At 66.8% G+C, this 16,464-nt stretch carries 14 protein-coding genes and 1 riboswitch; of the genes, 5 read left to right on the forward strand and 9 right to left on the reverse strand.

Going from position 1 to position 16,464, the window contains the following annotated elements; all coding sequences use genetic code 11:
• Nucleotides 1-67: 67 nt before the first annotated feature.
• Entirely contained in the window at nucleotides 68-1,453 is a 1,386-nt protein-coding gene (locus tag FJV43_RS17120; RefSeq protein WP_239628730.1) for an MFS transporter, read from the forward strand.
• 55 nt (nucleotides 1,454-1,508) lie between these two features.
• On the opposite strand, the gene purH is transcribed toward FJV43_RS17120, so the two are convergent.
• The 3 genes from purH to FJV43_RS17135 all read right to left on the reverse strand — a co-directional run bounded on the left by purH (nucleotide 1,509) and on the right by FJV43_RS17135 (nucleotide 6,484).
• On the reverse strand, nucleotides 1,509-3,101 hold the full coding sequence (purH, locus tag FJV43_RS17125; protein WP_239628732.1) for a bifunctional phosphoribosylaminoimidazolecarboxamide formyltransferase/IMP cyclohydrolase: 1,593 nt from the start codon (nucleotides 3,099-3,101) through the stop codon (nucleotides 1,509-1,511).
• A 25-nt stretch (nucleotides 3,102-3,126) separates the two neighbouring features.
• Nucleotides 3,127-3,208, reverse strand: a riboswitch (ZMP/ZTP riboswitch).
• A gap of 57 nt (nucleotides 3,209-3,265) precedes the next feature.
• A complete protein-coding gene (locus tag FJV43_RS17130) occupies nucleotides 3,266-4,984 on the reverse strand; it encodes a heparinase II/III family protein (protein WP_239628733.1) in 1,719 nt (572 codons plus the stop codon).
• A gap of 153 nt (nucleotides 4,985-5,137) precedes the next feature.
• Nucleotides 5,138-6,484: a transcription antitermination factor NusB gene (locus FJV43_RS17135; RefSeq protein WP_239628735.1), complete on the reverse strand. Its 1,347-nt coding sequence runs from the start codon at nucleotides 6,482-6,484 to the stop codon at nucleotides 5,138-5,140.
• A gap of 189 nt (nucleotides 6,485-6,673) precedes the next feature.
• Here FJV43_RS17135 and FJV43_RS17140 point away from each other — a divergent pair, with 189 nt between their 5' ends.
• Nucleotides 6,674-6,874: a DUF1674 domain-containing protein gene (locus FJV43_RS17140; RefSeq protein WP_239628737.1), complete on the forward strand. Its 201-nt coding sequence runs from the start codon at nucleotides 6,674-6,676 to the stop codon at nucleotides 6,872-6,874.
• A 70-nt stretch (nucleotides 6,875-6,944) separates the two neighbouring features.
• The gene (locus FJV43_RS17145) at nucleotides 6,945-7,535 is read left to right on the forward strand and encodes a thermonuclease family protein (protein ID WP_239628739.1); all 591 of its coding nucleotides are present in this window, start codon (nucleotides 6,945-6,947) and stop codon (nucleotides 7,533-7,535) included.
• A gap of 51 nt (nucleotides 7,536-7,586) precedes the next feature.
• Here the strand turns inward: FJV43_RS17145 and FJV43_RS17150 are convergent, their stop codons facing one another.
• The gene (locus tag FJV43_RS17150; RefSeq protein ID WP_239628741.1) at nucleotides 7,587-8,102 is read right to left on the reverse strand and encodes a L,D-transpeptidase; all 516 of its coding nucleotides are present in this window, start codon (nucleotides 8,100-8,102) and stop codon (nucleotides 7,587-7,589) included.
• A 436-nt stretch (nucleotides 8,103-8,538) separates the two neighbouring features.
• A complete protein-coding gene (gene acs / locus FJV43_RS17155) occupies nucleotides 8,539-10,485 on the reverse strand; it encodes an acetate--CoA ligase (RefSeq protein ID WP_239628743.1) in 1,947 nt (648 codons plus the stop codon).
• Nucleotides 10,486-10,884: 399 nt separating this feature from the next.
• Here acs and FJV43_RS17160 point away from each other — a divergent pair, with 399 nt between their 5' ends.
• A complete protein-coding gene (locus FJV43_RS17160) occupies nucleotides 10,885-12,051 on the forward strand; it encodes a DNA topoisomerase IB (protein WP_239628744.1) in 1,167 nt (388 codons plus the stop codon).
• 101 nt (nucleotides 12,052-12,152) lie between these two features.
• Here the strand turns inward: FJV43_RS17160 and FJV43_RS17165 are convergent, their stop codons facing one another.
• Nucleotides 12,153-12,608, reverse strand: a complete 456-nt coding sequence (locus FJV43_RS17165; RefSeq protein WP_239628746.1) for an SRPBCC family protein — start codon at nucleotides 12,606-12,608, stop codon at nucleotides 12,153-12,155.
• A 101-nt stretch (nucleotides 12,609-12,709) separates the two neighbouring features.
• Here FJV43_RS17165 and FJV43_RS17170 point away from each other — a divergent pair, with 101 nt between their 5' ends.
• A complete protein-coding gene (locus FJV43_RS17170; protein ID WP_239628748.1) occupies nucleotides 12,710-13,789 on the forward strand; it encodes an adenylate/guanylate cyclase domain-containing protein in 1,080 nt (359 codons plus the stop codon).
• A gap of 4 nt (nucleotides 13,790-13,793) precedes the next feature.
• On the opposite strand, the gene FJV43_RS17175 is transcribed toward FJV43_RS17170, so the two are convergent.
• The 3 genes from FJV43_RS17175 to tsaD form a co-directional block, all read right to left on the reverse strand.
• Nucleotides 13,794-14,207 (reverse strand): EVE domain-containing protein, encoded by a 414-nt coding sequence (locus FJV43_RS17175; protein WP_124161954.1) that lies wholly within the window; start codon nucleotides 14,205-14,207, stop codon nucleotides 13,794-13,796.
• Nucleotides 14,208-14,324: 117 nt separating this feature from the next.
• On the reverse strand, nucleotides 14,325-15,305 hold the full coding sequence (locus FJV43_RS17180) for an NAD(P)H-dependent glycerol-3-phosphate dehydrogenase (protein WP_239628750.1): 981 nt from the start codon (nucleotides 15,303-15,305) through the stop codon (nucleotides 14,325-14,327).
• 2 nt (nucleotides 15,306-15,307) lie between these two features.
• Nucleotides 15,308-16,381, reverse strand: a complete 1,074-nt coding sequence (gene tsaD, locus FJV43_RS17185; RefSeq protein ID WP_239628752.1) for a tRNA (adenosine(37)-N6)-threonylcarbamoyltransferase complex transferase subunit TsaD — start codon at nucleotides 16,379-16,381, stop codon at nucleotides 15,308-15,310.
• Between the last annotated feature and the right edge of the window lie 83 nt (nucleotides 16,382-16,464).

Below are 16,464 nucleotides of genomic sequence, written 5' to 3' on the forward strand. Positions count from 1 at the left end.
CACCTCGCTGCAATGCTATACGGTTTGCTCCAAGAGGGACAAAACTGTTCGTGATGAGGACTGCCGGATGACGACGATTGCCCCCGATGTGCGGATGGCCGGCGCGCAGCGGACCTATCCACCGCGCGCCGCCGTCGTCAGCTGGATCTTGTTCGATTGGGCCGTGCAGCCCTATTTCACGCTGATCACGACCTTCGTGTTCGCCCCCTATTTCGCGACCAGCGTTGCGCCAAATCCCGCCACCGGGCAGTCGCTGTGGGGTTTTGCAATGGCCGCCGCGGGCCTTGCGATCGCGCTGCTGTCGCCGGTGCTGGGGGCCATCGCGGATGCATCGGGCCGCAGGAAACCATGGATCGCAGGTTTCGGCGCGGTGCTGGTCCTGGCGTCCTGCACGCTGTGGATCGGCAAACCCGGCGATTACGCCATCATTCCGTCGCTGCTCACCGCCGTCGCGCTCGCCAGCGTGGGTGCGGAGTTCGCCACCGTCTTCAACAATGCGATGATGCCGACCCTGGTGCCGCCGGAGCGCATCGGCCGGCTCTCCGGCACCGGCTGGGCTATCGGCTACGTCGGCGGCATCGTCAGCCTGATCATCGTGCTCGGCTTTCTCGCCGCAAATCCCGAGACCGGTCGCACGTTGCTCGGCTTCACGCCGTTGTTCGGGCTCGATCCCGCGACCCATCAGGGCGACCGTGCTGCCGGGCCATTGACCGCGCTCTGGTTCATCATCTTTGTGACGCCGATGTTCCTGTTCACGCCGGATTATCCGGCGAAGCGCCGGTTGCGCGAGGCGCTGCGCGAAGGTCTGTCCGAACTGAAGCGATCGATCAACGCCCTGCCCAGGCAGAAGTCGCTTGCGGCATTCCTGCTCGCCAACATGATCTACACCGATGGTCTGGTGTCGCTGTTCGCGTTTGGCGGCATCTATGCCGCCGGTACGTTCGGCTGGCACACGATCCAGATCGGCACATTCGGCATCATGCTCGCGATCGCCGGCGCGTTCGGCGCATGGTTCGGCGGCAAGCTCGACGATCGTCTCGGGCCGAAGCGCGTCATCGCCGGCAGTCTGCTTGTCCTGCTGCTGGCGGTGGCCGCGATCCTCCTGGTCGACAAGGACAGTGTCCTGTTCGTCAAGGTCGAGCCGCCGCAAGCAGGCGCTCCCCTGTTCTGGAGCGCGGCGGAGCGCGCCTATCTCGTGCTGGGCTGCCTGATCGGTGCAGCCGGCGGCCCGCTCCAGGCCGCCTCCCGCACACTGCTGATCCGCCTCGCACCGAAGGATCGCATCGCGCAGTATTTCGGCCTGTTCGCATTGACCGGGAAGGTGACATCCTTCATCGGCCCGCTCCTGATCGGCATGATCACCGCCGTGACCGCAAGCCAGAAGGCCGGCATGGCCGTGCTGGTGGTGTTCTTCGTTGCAGGACTGGGGCTGTTGATGCGGGTGCGGAAGTAGCATCCCCACTGTCATTCCGGGCTCGCGCTTCGCGCCCCCCGGAATGACAGCAAGCTCAATGCCTGAAGTGCCGTGTTCCCGTGAACACCATGGCGATGCCGTGCTCGTCGGCGGCCTTGATCACCTCGTCGTCGCGCATCGAGCCGCCGGGCTGCACCACGGCGGTGGCGCCGGCCTCGATGCAGGCGAGCATACCGTCGGCGAACGGGAAGAACGCATCCGATGCCACCACCGAGCCCTTGGTGAGCGGCTCGGCGAGCTTGAGCTCAGCTGCGGCATCCTGCGCCTTGCGCGCGGCAATGCGGGCTGAATCCACCCGGCTCATCTGGCCCGCGCCGATGCCGACGGTGGCGAGATCCCTGGCGTAGATGATGGTGTTGGACTTGACGTGCTTGGCCACGCGGAACGCGAACTTGAGATCGCGCATCTCGGCATCGGTTGGCGCCCGCTTGGTCACGACCTTGAAGGTCATGTCGTCGACCACTGCGTTGTCGCGGCTCTGCACGAGCAGGCCGCCGGCCACCGTCTTGGCGGTCAGGCCCGGCGCGCGCGGATCGGGCAGGCTGCCGGCGAGCAACAGGCGGAGGTTCTTCTTGCCGCCGATGATGGCGATCGCCTCCTCGCTGGCGTCGGGCGCGATGATGACCTCGGTGAAGATCTTGGTGATCTCGCGGGCGGTGTCGGCATCGAGCGGGCGGTTCATCGCAATGATGCCGCCGAACGCCGAGGTGGAATCGCAGGCCAGCGCCTTGCGATAAGCGTCGACGAGGCTGGAGCCTTCCGCGACGCCGCAGGGATTGGCGTGCTTGACGATGACGCAGGCCGCGGTGCGCCTGGCGTCGAACTCGCCGATGCATTCATAGGCAGCATCGGTGTCGTTGATGTTGTTGTAGGAGAGCTCCTTGCCCTGGAGCTGCCGTGCGGTGGAGACGCCCGGGCGCTTGTCGGGCGTGGCGTAGAACGCCGCGGTCTGATGCGGATTCTCGCCATAGCGCAGCGACTGGATCAGCCGGCCGCCGAAAGCGCGGAAGTCGGGCGCGTCGATCTCGAGCTGACGGTTGAACCAGTTCGAGATCGCGGCATCGTACGCCGCGGTGCGGGCATAGGCCTTCGCGGCAAGGCGCCGGCGCAGCTTCAGCGTGGTCGCGCCCTTGTTGGCGGCCAGTTCGTCGAGCACGGCCTGGTAGTCCTGCGCCTCGACCACGACGGCGACGTCGTCATGGTTCTTGGCGGCGGCGCGGATCATCGCGGGCCCGCCGATGTCGATGTTCTCGATGCAGTCTTCGAAGCCCGCGCCTTTGTCGACGGTCGCCTCGAACGGATAGAGATTGACGACGAGGAGATCGATCGGCGCGATGCCGTGGGCCTTCATCGCCTCCGCGTGCTCCTTGTTGTCGCGGATCGCGAGCAGGCCGCCATGCACCTTCGGATGCAGCGTCTTGACGCGGCCGTCCATCATCTCGGGGAAGCCGGTCAGCTCGGACACGTCCTTCACCTCGAGCCCGGCCGCGGCTATGGCCTTGGCGGTGCCGCCGGTCGAGACCAGCTCGACATCGTGCGCGGCAAGCGCCTTTGCGAATTCGATCAGGCCGGTCTTGTCGGAGACGGAAAGGAGAGCGCGGGTGACGCGGCGGGGATGGTCAGTCATGAGCAAGATCCTCTGTCTTAAGGAGTGTCTATGCCCAGGCGCGCGGCGGATGTGTCCCGCGCTTCCCGATGGTGCTCCATCCAAGGTCGCCAGTCGCGCGAGCGCGTGTTCGTTAGCAGCTTTTGCCCGTTTTCACAACGACGAGATGCGTTGAATTCGCGCGCCTACAGCGGAAGTTCCGGCTCACGGCGAGCGTTGCGGCGGGCATTGGTGACGGCCGGCGAGGCGGTGGAGCGGACAAAGCTCCAGCGGATCGAGGGTGCCTGCCGCGCGTCCTGACGGATCACGATCTGGGCGGTGCGGCGCGGGCCGTCATTGCCGGCCAGGAACACGCTGTCCTCGAGGTCGACCTTGTCGTCGAGCGCCTCGAAGGTCCAGACGTCGCGGTTCGGCAGCACCAGCATCACGCCGCGGGCATCCGAGAGCCGGCTCGCCTTCACCGCCGGATGCAGATGGAAGCGCAGCGCGAAATCGGCATCCGCGCCCTTGAAGCGTCGGCCCTGCGGCGGCGAGAGCGTGTCCTCGCCGTCGATGCGTGCGCCGTCATTGGCGATCATCAGCACGCGACGGTGGATTGCCCCGAACTTGGCGAGATAGCCGTCATGCGATGTCGTGAGCAGCGTGCCGTTCTGCACGATCTCGCGATAGCTCTCGACCTCGACGGGACCGCTGGTGATGGGCGCGCCGTGCAGGAGCCGCTTCATCGCCGACATCTCGACGAACTGGCATGACGAGGTCTCGTGATAGGTCAGCGTCGAATGCGCCGCCGTGCTGCGTGCGAACGGCCGCCAATTGTCGCGGCCCGTGGTCGGCATGCCGCAATTGGTGACGATGCGGCTGATGCCGGACGACAGTTCGAACGACAGGCAGCCGGCGTGGGCGTCGTGGCTGACGCCGGCCGGTGGCGGCGGGCCGGTGTCGATGATCAGCGTGGTCTGGCCGGCATCGAGGCGCTGGAAGCCGGTATGCGGCATGTTCGCCATCGGCACGCCGTGGGTGTCGTCATAGGCGAGCAGCGTGGCGAGCAGGTCCGAAGAGGTCGCGCTCATGCCGTTGAACAGGGCGAAATTGCCGTCGCCGTGCCGGAAGAAGCGCAGCATCGGCATCATGCGATCGATCGCGTTGAGCAGCGCCGGCGGCGGCGCGATGTTGCGCGCGGCAAAGGTCTGCCGCAGTGGCAGCAGGTCGATCAGGAGTTCGATCAGCGCGCCTGGGTTGCGGGAGATGTGTCCACCGTCGGGCAGGATCTGCCGCTGCAATTCGTCCGACAGCTTCTTCGAGGCGCTGCGGATGTGACGCGCCTGGTTGGCGAGACACAGGGCCGCATAGCACAGTGCGATCAGCACCTGGAGCTTCGGCACCCCGTCCGGAATGTCGACCATGGCGTAGCGCAGGAAGCGGATCTCGCGGGCCAAGGCGCGCAGATAACGGCGATAGAACTTGTTGTCGGTCTCGCCCAGCACCAGCGGCGCCTGCGACAGCAGCGAGATCACGCGCCTGGCCAGCACGTCGGCGCGGCGCGCGACGGGGCGGCGCTTGTTGGCGGGGTTGGCGATCCAATCCTCGATGAGCGCGCGCGCATTCGCTCGCGTCAGCGCAGTGTCGGCGGCGCGCAAATGACGCAACCAGCCGAAGCCGAGCAGCGCAACTTCCCAATCCTCCGACGGCGGCTCGAGATCGAAGATCGAGCGGCCGTGGCAATTGACGATCTTGCCGGCGAAGACGAACCGGCCGGCATAGATTTCGGCGGCGCGGGTCGCGTCCGCGGTGCGCAGGTCGTGCGGTGCGATGATCAGCCGGTCGGTGCGGCCGGGCCAGACCCGCGACAGCGCAACGGAACCGCCGCTCGCGCGCGCGAGCATGTTCCGCGCGAAGCGGTTCATGACCAGCGTCGAGATATGTCTGCGTTGAGCGACCGACACGCCTTGCCTTGAAGGGGGAGAGGACGACGAATCCTTATTAATCCCAAAATCGGACGGCTGACACCACCTTGAACGGCGCGAATCAGCGTCGTGATGGCAAAATCCAGTGCAAAATCAGGATTTAACGAGCCGGGCCGCGAAAAATCCGTCGAGGCCGCCGAGCTTGGGATCGGCGTTCGGCAGATGGCAGGGCAAGGTGCGAAGATCGCCGTCCCGGTTGAGGATTTCGTCGAGACCTGCGACCTCCGACGCGTCGATCGGAACACGGCGAAGCGCAGGCTCGGCGGCGAGCAGCGCCACCACGGCCTGTTCGCCTTCCTCGGGTTCCAGCGAACAGGTGCAATAGACCAGCGTCCCGCCGGGCTTGAGCAGCGACACCGATTTTCGCAGCAGCCGCTGCTGCAGCGCCGTCAGGGCGGCGATGTCGGATTCCTGCCGCAGCCATGCCACGTCGGGATGGCGGCGGATCGTGCCGGTCGAGGTACAGGGCGCGTCGATCAGAATACCGTCGAAGGCCTCGGCCGGACCGGCCCATTCCACGGCGTCAGCAACGACAGTCTCCGCCTGGAGCGACAGTCGCGCCAGGTTTTCGCGCAACCGCGCCACTCGCGCGGGCGAGCGGTCGATGGCCGTGACACGCGCGCCGGCATGCGCCAGCTGCGCGGTCTTGCCACCGGGGGCGGCGCAGAGATCGGCAATGGACTTGCCCTTGACGTCGCCGAACAGCCGGGCGGGCAAGGCGGCAGCGGCGTCCTGCACCCACCATTGTCCTTCGGCGAAGCCGGGCAGCATGGTCACCGAGCCGTGCAGCAGCATCCGCACCGTTCCCGTCGGCAGTGTCTCGCCATGCAGGCGGCTCGCCCATTGCGCGGGATCGGACTTCACCGTCAGATCGAGCGAGGGCTCGTGGCCGAGCGACAGCGCCATGTCGCGTGCGGTCGCCTCGCCATAGTGCGCGCTCCAGCGCGCAAACAGCCATGGCGGCAGGTCCAGCGATTGTGTCGCGACCTCCTCGATCAGCCCCTTGCCCTCGCGCGCGCAGCGGCGCAGCACGGCGTTGACGAGGCCGGCATAACGCGCGGCGCGGCGGTCGGATTGCACGAGGCGAACGGAGAGGTCGACCGCGGCGTGATCCGGCACGTCCATCCAGAGGATCTGCGCCGCGCCGATCAGGAGCGCGCTCTGCGCACGGGGCGCATCGGAGGGAATTCCCTTGTCGAGCAGGCGGGACAGCACATGGCCGAGCGTGCCGAGCCGGCGCAGCACCGTGGCGACGAGGCGGCGCATCAGCGCGCGGTCGCGGTCGGCCAGCGTCTTCAGTCCGGGATGGGCGCCGCTGCCGTCGAGCTGGTCGTCGAGCGTGCGGTGCTTGTGCAGCACGCCGTCGACGATGTCGGCGGCAATCCGCCGTGCCGCAAGACCGGGCACTTCGGATGGAGGGACGAAACGTTGAGATGGCATGCGGAAGCAAGGTTCTGAGCGAGCGGCAGTTCCGCCGCAATGGCGCATGCCTCGAGAGGCTCGATCTCTGGCACGCGAATATGCCAAATGTAAGAATGGGCCCTCGCGATTGCAGCCCGCAATGACCATTTCAGCAATGCGTTATTGGACCTCGCACTTCCCGTCATCCTGCGTTAGGAACCCGCCGAGATGAGTGACCAGCCCTCCCTTCCCGATCGCAAGCCGCTGTCGCCGGCCGCCCAGCGGGCGTTGGCCGAAGCCGAGGCGCGCCGGCAGGCTGCGGCGGCTGCGCATGATGAAGCCGCGCCGAAGGAGTTGCAGGGGCCAAAGGGTCCGGAGCCAACCCGCTACGGCGATTGGGAGCGCAACGGCATCGCTTCGGACTTTTGAGACGCCGCTTTACGCGCGCTCCTCATACGCCATCTTGCCGGTTCAGCCGACTCAGCCCTAGCGTGCGCGGATGTCGCGCTTCGATCCCAGCCGTCCCTACCGGACTTCATACAGCGGCTCGCCGTTCGGCCGTCGCTTCTCCGGACTGTTGCCGTGGATGTTCGTGGTCGGCGTTGTGACGGCCGTCGTGCTCGGCTTCCGCCAGGGAACGATCTGGCCCATTCCGCATGTGGATGACGAACGGTCGCGCGATGCCGAAATCATCCTGCAGCAGTCCGGCGCGGCGGGCGCTCGTCAACCGGTCGAGGTCATTCGCACCGTCGACGGCGACACGTTTCTGGCGCGCGTGCACCAGCACAATGGCGGCGATCTCGTCGCACGTGTTCGGCTGCGCGGCATCGATGCGCCCGAACTGAAGGCGTCCTGCCAGGAGGAGCTGGACAAGGCCGAAGCTGCTGCCCGCGCGTTGCGCGACCTGCTCAGCCAGGGGGGCGTGACGATCGCCAATCTCGGCCCCGACAAATACGGCCGCGTTCTCGCCGACGTCGCCACCCGGAAGACCGCGAGCGTTGCGGCGGCAATGCTCGCCGGCGGTTATGTGCGCAGCTACAATGGCGGCCATCGCGACGGCTGGTGCGCGCGGGGCTGGCGCTTGTGGTGACAAGAAAGCCGCGTCGCAACACGCGGCTCTCATCTCGACTGATTCAGGCGATCAGCGCGTCACGACCACCGTCGTGCCGACGAAGACGCGGCCGTAGAGATCGGTGATGTCGTCGTTGAGCATGCGGATGCAGCCATAGGAGACGAAGCCGCCGATCGAGCCCGGCACGTTGGTGCCGTGGATGGCGTATTCGCCGCCGGTCAGCGTCATCGCCGCGACGCCCATCGGGTTGCGCGGCGAGCCGCCGGGAATGACGTCGGGGATATCAGGCTTGTCGCGCTTCACCTCGGCGGGCGGCGCCCAGGCCGGGTTGAGATACTTGCCCTCGATCTTCGTCGTGCCGGCCCATTGCTTGCCGGCCTTGCCGACGCCGACCGGATAGCGGACGGCGTGGCCGTTATCGAGGATGAGATAGAGCCGCCGCTCGCTGGTCCTGACCACGATGGTGCCCGGCGAATAGTCGGCGAGGTGTGCGCCCACCAGCTCCGGCCGCGCCTCTGCCGCGGTCGACATCAAGACCCCAACCCCGATGGTGGCGGCCAGCGCCACCGCAATCCTCATCGACATCGATGCTTCCCTTGCCCCAAATGGATCGTCCAAAAATTACGCAGAACCGGCAATCGTCGCCGCGCCAGGCCCTCGTCAGCGCTCATTCTTAACCGCGCCTGTTAACCGGATGGTTTCCACGCGCGGCCGCCGAGGGCCTGCCGGCAGCGGGAACAAAGGAAATGTTCGAAATAAAGTAAATGATCTGAAAACAACACTTCCCGGGAAAGATGCCGGTTGCGCCGGTGCGCGCCCTGACAAGAGCGTGAGGATGTGAACGGCTGTTGTTTTGGAAGGGCCGCGCAGCTGCCTGTTGCTCTCGTGTCCCGGACGCGCAGCAGCGCCTTGGCGCTGTTGCGAGAGCCGGGTCCCACGGGGCCACACGTTCTGCCGCTGCATGGGCCCCGGCTCAGCAGCGCACCACTTACGTGCTGCGCTGCGTCCGGGGCGCAAGATCTTACGCCGACTTCCGGTTCTGCCGGTTCTTGACGAGGTCGTCGACGACAGCGGGATCTGCCAGGGTCGAGGTGTCGCCCAGGCTGCCGGGCTCGTCCTCGGCGATCTTGCGCAGGATGCGGCGCATGATCTTGCCGGAGCGGGTCTTGGGCAGGCCCGGCGCGAACTGGATCTGGTCGGGCGAAGCGATCGGGCCGATCTCCTTGCGCACCCAGGTGACGAGCTCCTTGCGCAGATCCTCGGTCGGCTGGACGCCGGCCATCAGGGTGACATAGGCGTAGATGCCCTGGCCCTTGATGTCGTGCGGGAAGCCGACCACCGCCGCCTCCGAAACCTTCTCGTGCGCGACCAGTGCGCTCTCGACCTCCGCGGTGCCCATGCGATGGCCGGAGACGTTGATGACGTCGTCGACGCGGCCGGTGATCCAGTAATAGCCGTCGGCGTCACGCCGGCAGCCGTCGCCGGTGAAGTACTTGCCCTTGTAAGTCGAGAAATAGGTCTGCTCGAAGCGGGCGTGATCGCCATAGACCGTGCGCATCTGGCCGGGCCAGGACCGCGTCAGGCAGAGATTGCCGGTGGTCTCGCCTTCCAGCACCTTGCCATCGGCGTCGACGATCTCAGGCACCACGCCGAAGAACGGCTGCGTCGCCGAGCCGGGCTTGAGCTTGGTCGCGCCCGGCAGCGGCGTGATCAGGATGCCGCCGGTCTCGGTCTGCCACCAGGTGTCGACGATCGGGCAGCGATCGTCGCCGACGACGCGGTGATACCACTCCCAGGCTTCGGGATTGATGGGTTCGCCGACCGAGCCGAGCAGGCGCAAGCTCGCGCGCGAGGTCTTCTTCACGGGCTCGTCGCCGCCCTGCATCAGCGCGCGGATCGCAGTCGGCGCGGTGTAGAAGATGTTGACCTTGTGCTTGTCGATGACGTTCCAGAAGCGGGAATTGTCAGGGTAATTCGGCACGCCTTCGAACATCAGCGTGGTCGCCCCGTTCGCCAGCGGCCCGTAGAGGATGTAGCTGTGGCCGGTGACCCAGCCGACGTCGGCGGTGCACCAGTAGATGTCGCCGTCGTGATAGTCGAAGACGTATTGATGCGTCATCGAGGCGAACACGAGATAGCCGCCCGTGGTGTGCAGCACGCCCTTGGGCTGGCCGGTCGAGCCGGAGGTGTAGAGGATGAACAGCGGGTCCTCGGCATGCATGTGCTCGACCGGGCATTCCGTCGTCACCATTGCCGCCGCCTCGTGGTACCAGAGGTCGCGCGTCGGGTTCATGTCGACCTTGCCGCCGGTGCGCTTGACCACCACCACCCAGTCGACGCCGTCGGCCTTCGTGAGCGCCGCGTCGACATTGGCCTTCAGCGGCACCTTCTTGCCGCCGCGCAGGCCTTCGTCCGCGGTGATGATGACCTTGGACTGGCAGTCGTTGATGCGCTGGGCGAGACTGTCCGGCGAGAAGCCCGCGAACACCACCGAGTGGATCGCGCCGATGCGTGCGCAGGCCAGCATCGCATAGGCGGCTTCGGGAATCATCGGCAGGTAGATGGTGACGCGGTCGCCCTTCTTGACGTTGCGGGTGCGCAGGATGTTGGCCATCCGGCAGACCTCGTCGTGCAGCTCCTGATAGGTGATGTGCCTTGACTGCGAGGGATCGTCGCCTTCCCAGATGATCGCGGTCTGGCTGGCGCGCGTGTGAAGATGCCGGTCGATGCAATTGTGGGCGACGTTGAGGACGCCGTCCTCGAACCATTTGATCGAGACGTTGCCGGGCGCGAACGAGACGTTCTCGATTTTCGTCGGCGCCTTCATCCAGTCGATGCGCTTGGCCTGCTCTGCCCAGAAGCCGTTCGGGTCCGAGATGGAGCGGGCGTACATCTCCTTGTACTTGGCCTGGTCGACCCAGGCGCGCTTCGCCCACTCCGCGGGGACGTCGTAGATCTTCTCGGACATGCTTCCCTCCACATGCGGCAGGCCGAACGCCAGCGATCGGCGAGCCGACTTGATCATTGACTGATTATGCGTCGGGCTAACCGGACCCGACAAGGAGCACAAGCTGGACCTTCGGCGGGCTACCGGCCATGCGGAGGATCAAGGCGACCCGCCGCGACTGTCGCAGATCTGAAACAGGCCCGCGGGCGGCTTTTGGGCCTCGACCCGGAAGCCCGGGCCAAGCGGTGCAGAGCTCTCATGCACGAATGGAGGTATTCAGAAACCGCCTCTCACTGATTCGGGACTCGCAATACGGTTCGGAACACCCTAAATGGGCAACCCGGGTCCAAAGAGACCCCTCGGAACAAAAATCAGAACAGCGGCATTGATCGATAACAGGCAGGGCTAAGGCGTAAGGCTATGATGGATCAGCAGAATCTCGGGACGAAGCGGCTCGCTTCAGCCGATCCTGCGGCCATTGCCCTGGCCAAAGCCCTCGGACAATGGCCCAAACCGCCCAGTTTCAGGCGCCCCAGCCCGAAAAAGACCTTCGATGCGGCGCCGGCGACGGTCGAGGCGCTCGCCAGGGAGCACGGCTTGCGGCTCGGCGACCAGAACGAGCTCACCATCCGGCGCATCAAGCGCGGCAAGGGCTACTCCTTCGTCCGTCCCAACGGCGCGCATATCCGCGACGCACGCATCATCCGCCGGCTGCACGCGATGGCGGTGCCGCCGGCCTATCGCGAGGTGCGTTACTCCGCCGATCCCAGCTCGCACCTCCAGGCGGTGGGCCGCGATGCCGCGGGCCGGCTGCAATATCGCTATCACGCCGATTGGGAGAAGGTCCGCGAGCACCGCAAGGCGCACCGGCTGGAGAAGCTCGTCGGCGCACTGCCAAAAATCCGGCGCAAGGTCTCGGCGTTCCTGTCGGGCGACGAGCCGACGCGCGAGTTCGCGCTCTCGGCCGTGATCGAGCTGATCGCGCGCACCGCGATCCGCCCCGGCAACGAATCCTATGCCCGCCTCAACGGCACCCGCGGCGCCACCACGCTGCTGAAGTCCAACGTCACGCTCGAAGACGACTGCTTCGTGTTGACCTTCAAGGCGAAGGGCGGCAAGGCGGTGCGGAAGGAGTGCGACGCCGCCAAGCTGGTGCGCGCCATCGGCATCCTGCAGGGCGTCCCCGGCAAGCGCATGTTCCAGTATCGCGATGCCTATGGCATCGTGCGCGCGGTCAACACCACGCAGGTGAATGCGTTTCTGCGCGAGATCGCCGGAATCAAGATCTCGCTGAAGGATTTTCGGACGCTGATGGCGTCCGCCGTCGTCGTGGAATCGCTGTCGCGGATCACGCCGGCGACGAGCCAGCGCGGCCGCAAGAAGCAGGTGCTGGACGCCATCCGCGCCGCCGCAGACAAGCTCTCCAACACGCCGGCGATCTGCCGCAAGAGCTACGTCCACGATACCATCGTCACCGCGTTCGAGGAGGGCATCCTCGAACGCTTTGCCGCGACCATGAAGGGCCAGCGTTCGCAGGCGCGGCGCGAGCAGCTCTTGCAGCAGGTGGTCGCGACGGCGGCGGTGTAACGACACTGCCCTAGGGTGGGCAAAGCGCAGCGTGCCCACGATCTCGCTGCGAATTCCGGCATGCAATGGTGGGCACGCTGCGCTTTGCCTACCCTACAGAGCTACGACTTGGCTGAGACGCCGTTATCGGGACCGGGATCGCCGCCTGCGGCCACGATCGTCAGCCGTTCCAGATAATGCGCCCACCCCGTCGCGTGCGAAGCCGCCTGCGCTTCGCTCGGCAGGCCGCTATGGGTCATGCGCAGAAGGGTGCCGCCTTCGCGTTCGATCAGGTCGATCTCGATCAGGCTCGAGCCTGGCGGCACTTCCTGGCCACCTTCCCAGCCGAACGTGTAGGCGAGACGATGCACCGGCACGACCTCGCGGAAGGCGCCGCGGGCGACGCCGCCGCGCGGACCGACGCCCTTGAGCAGATAGAGTCCGCCGGGATGCGGCTCCGTGATCGCGTCGGAACCCATCCAGCTCAAGATCTTCTCGGGATCGGTCAGGTAAGCGAAGACGGTAGCGCGTGGAGCTGCGATCTGGGTCTCGCGTCGCACGATGAACGGTTCAGTCATGGGCGATCATCCCTTCGCTGACACTGGGACATGGCGGCGCGCGGGCGGCCCGTCAAGGATTGCCCGTGACAAACCCGGCCGGCCTTCGCCATGATCGGGCCATGCAGCTCTTCCCGACGCTCGCCTGGCTTGTCGATGTCGCCTCGGACAGTGCCGGGGCCGACCGCCTGCTCGCGGAACTCGGCGCTCATCTCATGGCCGACGGCGTGCCGCTTGCGGCGGGTGCCCTAACGCTGGAGGTGCCGCATCCGCTGATCGCGAAGCGGACCTGGCTATGGCGGGCCGACAGCGGCCAGGTGATCGAAGCGCTCGGCTTCGCGCCTGGCGGGCTCGCACCGGATCCGCCGAACGATGCCGGTCGCCGCTGGCTGCGCGACATCGCGCGTGGCGAGCTGCACGAAGACATCGTCGGACGGCAAGAGGGGCCGCTGCTCGGCTGGATCGGGCCGCGGCCGTTCACCGCAGATGAAATCGGGCAACTGCGCCAGGCCGCGCGTTTCGCCGCGACGCCGCTCGCCGTGCTCGCCGCGCGCGCCACGTTGCGGGCAACGCTGGATGCCTATCTCGGCAGGCGCAGCGCCGAGCGGGTGCTGGCGGCACCCTTGCGGCGCGATCTCGGCGAGACCATTCAGGCCGCGCTGCTCTATGCGGATTTGCGCAATTTCACGACGCTGTCGGAAACCTCGCCGCCTGGCGAGGTCATTGCCGCGCTCGACGCCTGGTTCGACCGCATCGCCGGCGCTGTTCACGCCTTCGGCGGCGAGGTGCTGAAATTCATCGGCGACGGCGTGCTCGCGATCTTTCCGGTGGTCGAGGCATCGCCGCGCCCTGCCTGCGAGGCTGCTCTGCGTGCTGCAGGCGCCGCCGAGGCCGGGATGGCCCATCTCAATGCCGAGCGCGGCGCCGAGGGTTTGCCGCCGCTGGCGTTCGGTGCTGCGCTCCATCTCGGCGAGATGCTCTGGGGTAATATCGGTGCCGCGAACCGGCTCGATTTCACCGCGATCGGTCCCGCCGTCAATCTCGCCAGCCGCCTCGAAGGATTGTGCAAGCCGTTGGGGCGGACCGTGCTGGTGTCGGGCGCGATCGCCGCCGAGACGGACATGCCGCTGGTCGCGCTCGGGTCGCATTCGCTGCGCGGCATTGCCGCGCCGTGCCAGGTGTTCGCGCTCCCGGAGACGTGAGAAACTACACCCCGCCCATCTTGCAGACGAGCTTCCACTCCTCCGCCGTCACCGGCTGCACCGACAGGCGCGAATATTTCACCAGGGCCATGTCGGCGAGCTTCTTCTCGGCCTTGACCGCGGCCATCGTCACCGGCGTCTTCAACGGCTTGTCGGCCTTGATGTCGACGCAGACGAACTTGCCGGTCTTGTCGGTCGGGTCGGGATAGGCTTCCTTGATGATCTCCGCGATCCCGACGATCTCCTTGCCCTCGTTGGAATGATAGAAGAACGCCTTGTCGCCCTTCTTCATGTTCACGAGGTTCTGGCGCGCGGTGAAATTGCGCACGCCGGTCCAGGCCTCGCCCTTGGCGCCCTTCGCGACCTGCTGGTCCCAGGACCACACCGACGGTTCGGATTTCACGAGCCAGTAGTTCATGACAACGCGCCCTATCCATTCGTCATGGCCGGGCTTGTCCCGGCCATCCACGTCTTGTCACCAGTTCAATATCAAGACGTGGATGCCCGCGACAAGCGCGGGCATGACGAGAAGACGTCATTCCTCTGCCTTGAAGGGGCGCGTCATCAGCCCCGAGATTGCGGCATCGATCGTGCTTCGGCCGCTCAGGATCGCCGCGACCGCTTCTGATACCGGCAACTCGATGTCTTGCGAAGCTGCGAGTTCGATCAGCACAGGTGCCGTGAACTCTCCCTCGGCGAGCTTGCCGGCGGGAGGCTGCTCGCCGCGCCCGAGCGCAAGTCCGAGCGCGAAGTTGCGCGATTGCAGGCTCGAGCAGGTCAGGATCAAGTCGCCGAGGCCGGACAGGCCGGAGAGCGTCTCGCTGCGTGCGCCGAGCGCGCGGCCAAGACGCGCCAGTTCGGCAAAGCCGCGGGTCGTGAGCGCAGCCTGTGCGGAGGCGCCGAGCTTGCGCCCGACCGCGATGCCGACTGCGATCGCCAGCACGTTCTTGGCCGCACCGCCGATCTCGACGCCCCGGATGTCCGTGGAGTGATAGGGCCGGAACGTCGGCGAGCCCAGCGCCTGCACGAGCGTGCGCGCCAGCGCCTCATCGTTTGCCGCCAGGGTCACCGCCGTCGGCAGGCCGCGCGCGACGTCGTCGGCAAAGCTTGGGCCCGACAGGATCGCCGGCTGCGCGTGAGGCGCGGCCTCCGCGATCACGTCGGTCATGAACTTATGGGTGCCGTGCTCGATGCCCTTGGCGCACGCGACGATCGGTACCGGCCTCGCCAGATGCGATGCCAGCATGTTGACGGCACCGCGCAGATGCTGCGCAGGCGTTGCGATCAGCAGCATGTCGGCGCGTGCGGCGAGCGCCAGCTCGCCTGTGACGACAATCTCCGGAGCAAGCCGCACGCCGGGCAGCCGCGGATTGTCGCGGCTCGACGCAATCCGCGCGGCATGCTCCGCATTGCGAGCCCAGAGCGTGACGCTCCGCCCGGCTCGCGCTGCCACCGTGGCGAGCGCCGTACCCCAGGCGCCGGCGCCGATCACCGCGACGGATTGCAGCGCGGCCATCGCTAGAATCCCGCCCGCGTGTTGCCGTAGCCTGCGGGCGCCGTCGCGTTGGCGTCGAGCAGCCACCGCGCGCGCGGCTGCGCCTCCATCGTGTCGGTCAGGCCGAGCGCGAGGCGTTCGGCGCCGGCCCAGGCGATCATCGCGCCGTTGTCGGTGCAGAGCGCGGGCGGCGGTATGATCAATCGGGTCTGCGCCTGTCTCGCGACGTCATCGAGGGCGCCGCGGATCGCCTGATTGGCGGCGACGCCGCCGGCCGCGACCAGCGCGCGCGGCGCGCCGAACCTTTCGCGGAAAAGCCTGAGGCCGACGCTCAGCCGGTCGGCCGTCGATTCGAGCACGGCGGCCTGAAAGCTCGCGCAGAGATCGCTGATGTCCTGCGGTGTGAGCTCAGCCAGCCGGCTCGCTTCGGTGCGCACCGCCGTCTTCAATCCCGACAGCGAGAAATTGGCATCGGGACGTCCCTGCATCGGCCGCGGAAACGCAAAGCGGGTGGCATCGCCGCCCGCCGCGGCGCGCTCGACCTGCGGTCCGCCCGGATAAGGCAGTCCCAGCATCTTCGCGACCTTGTCGAAGGCCTCGCCGATCGCGTCGTCGACCGTGGTGCCGAGCCGTACATATTGGCCGACGCCGGTGACTGCGACGATCTGGGTGTGGCCGCCAGAGGCGAGGAACAGGCAGTAGGGAAATTCGATTCCGTCGGTGAGGCGCGGCGTCAGCGCATGCGCTTCGAGATGGTTCACCGCGACCAGCGGCGTATCGTGCACCATCGCGATCGCCTTCGCGGTGGTAAGCCCGACGATGACGCCGCCGATCAGGCCCGGCCCCGCGGCGGCCGCGACGCCATTGAGCTGGGCAAAGCCGATGCCGGCCTCGCGCATGGCGCGGTCGATGATGCCGTCGAGCAGATCGACATGCGCGCGCGCGGCGATCTCCGGCACCACGCCGCCGAAGCGGGCATGTTCCTGGATCTGCGACCGCACGATGTTGGACAGGATCCTGCCGCTGCCGTCAGGCGCGCGCTCGATCACGGCCGCGGCGGTCTCGTCGCAGGTGGTCTCTATGCCCAGCACCAGCATTGGCGAATTGTTATCCAATTTGCGCCCTTGCGCTCATCCATAAACCAGCGTTCTGGTACGTCCGGTAGCATTCCGGGGTCGGC

This window comes from Bradyrhizobium sp. I71, from assembly GCF_022354745.1.
Taxonomy (GTDB): Bacteria; Pseudomonadota; Alphaproteobacteria; order Rhizobiales; family Xanthobacteraceae; genus Bradyrhizobium; species Bradyrhizobium liaoningense.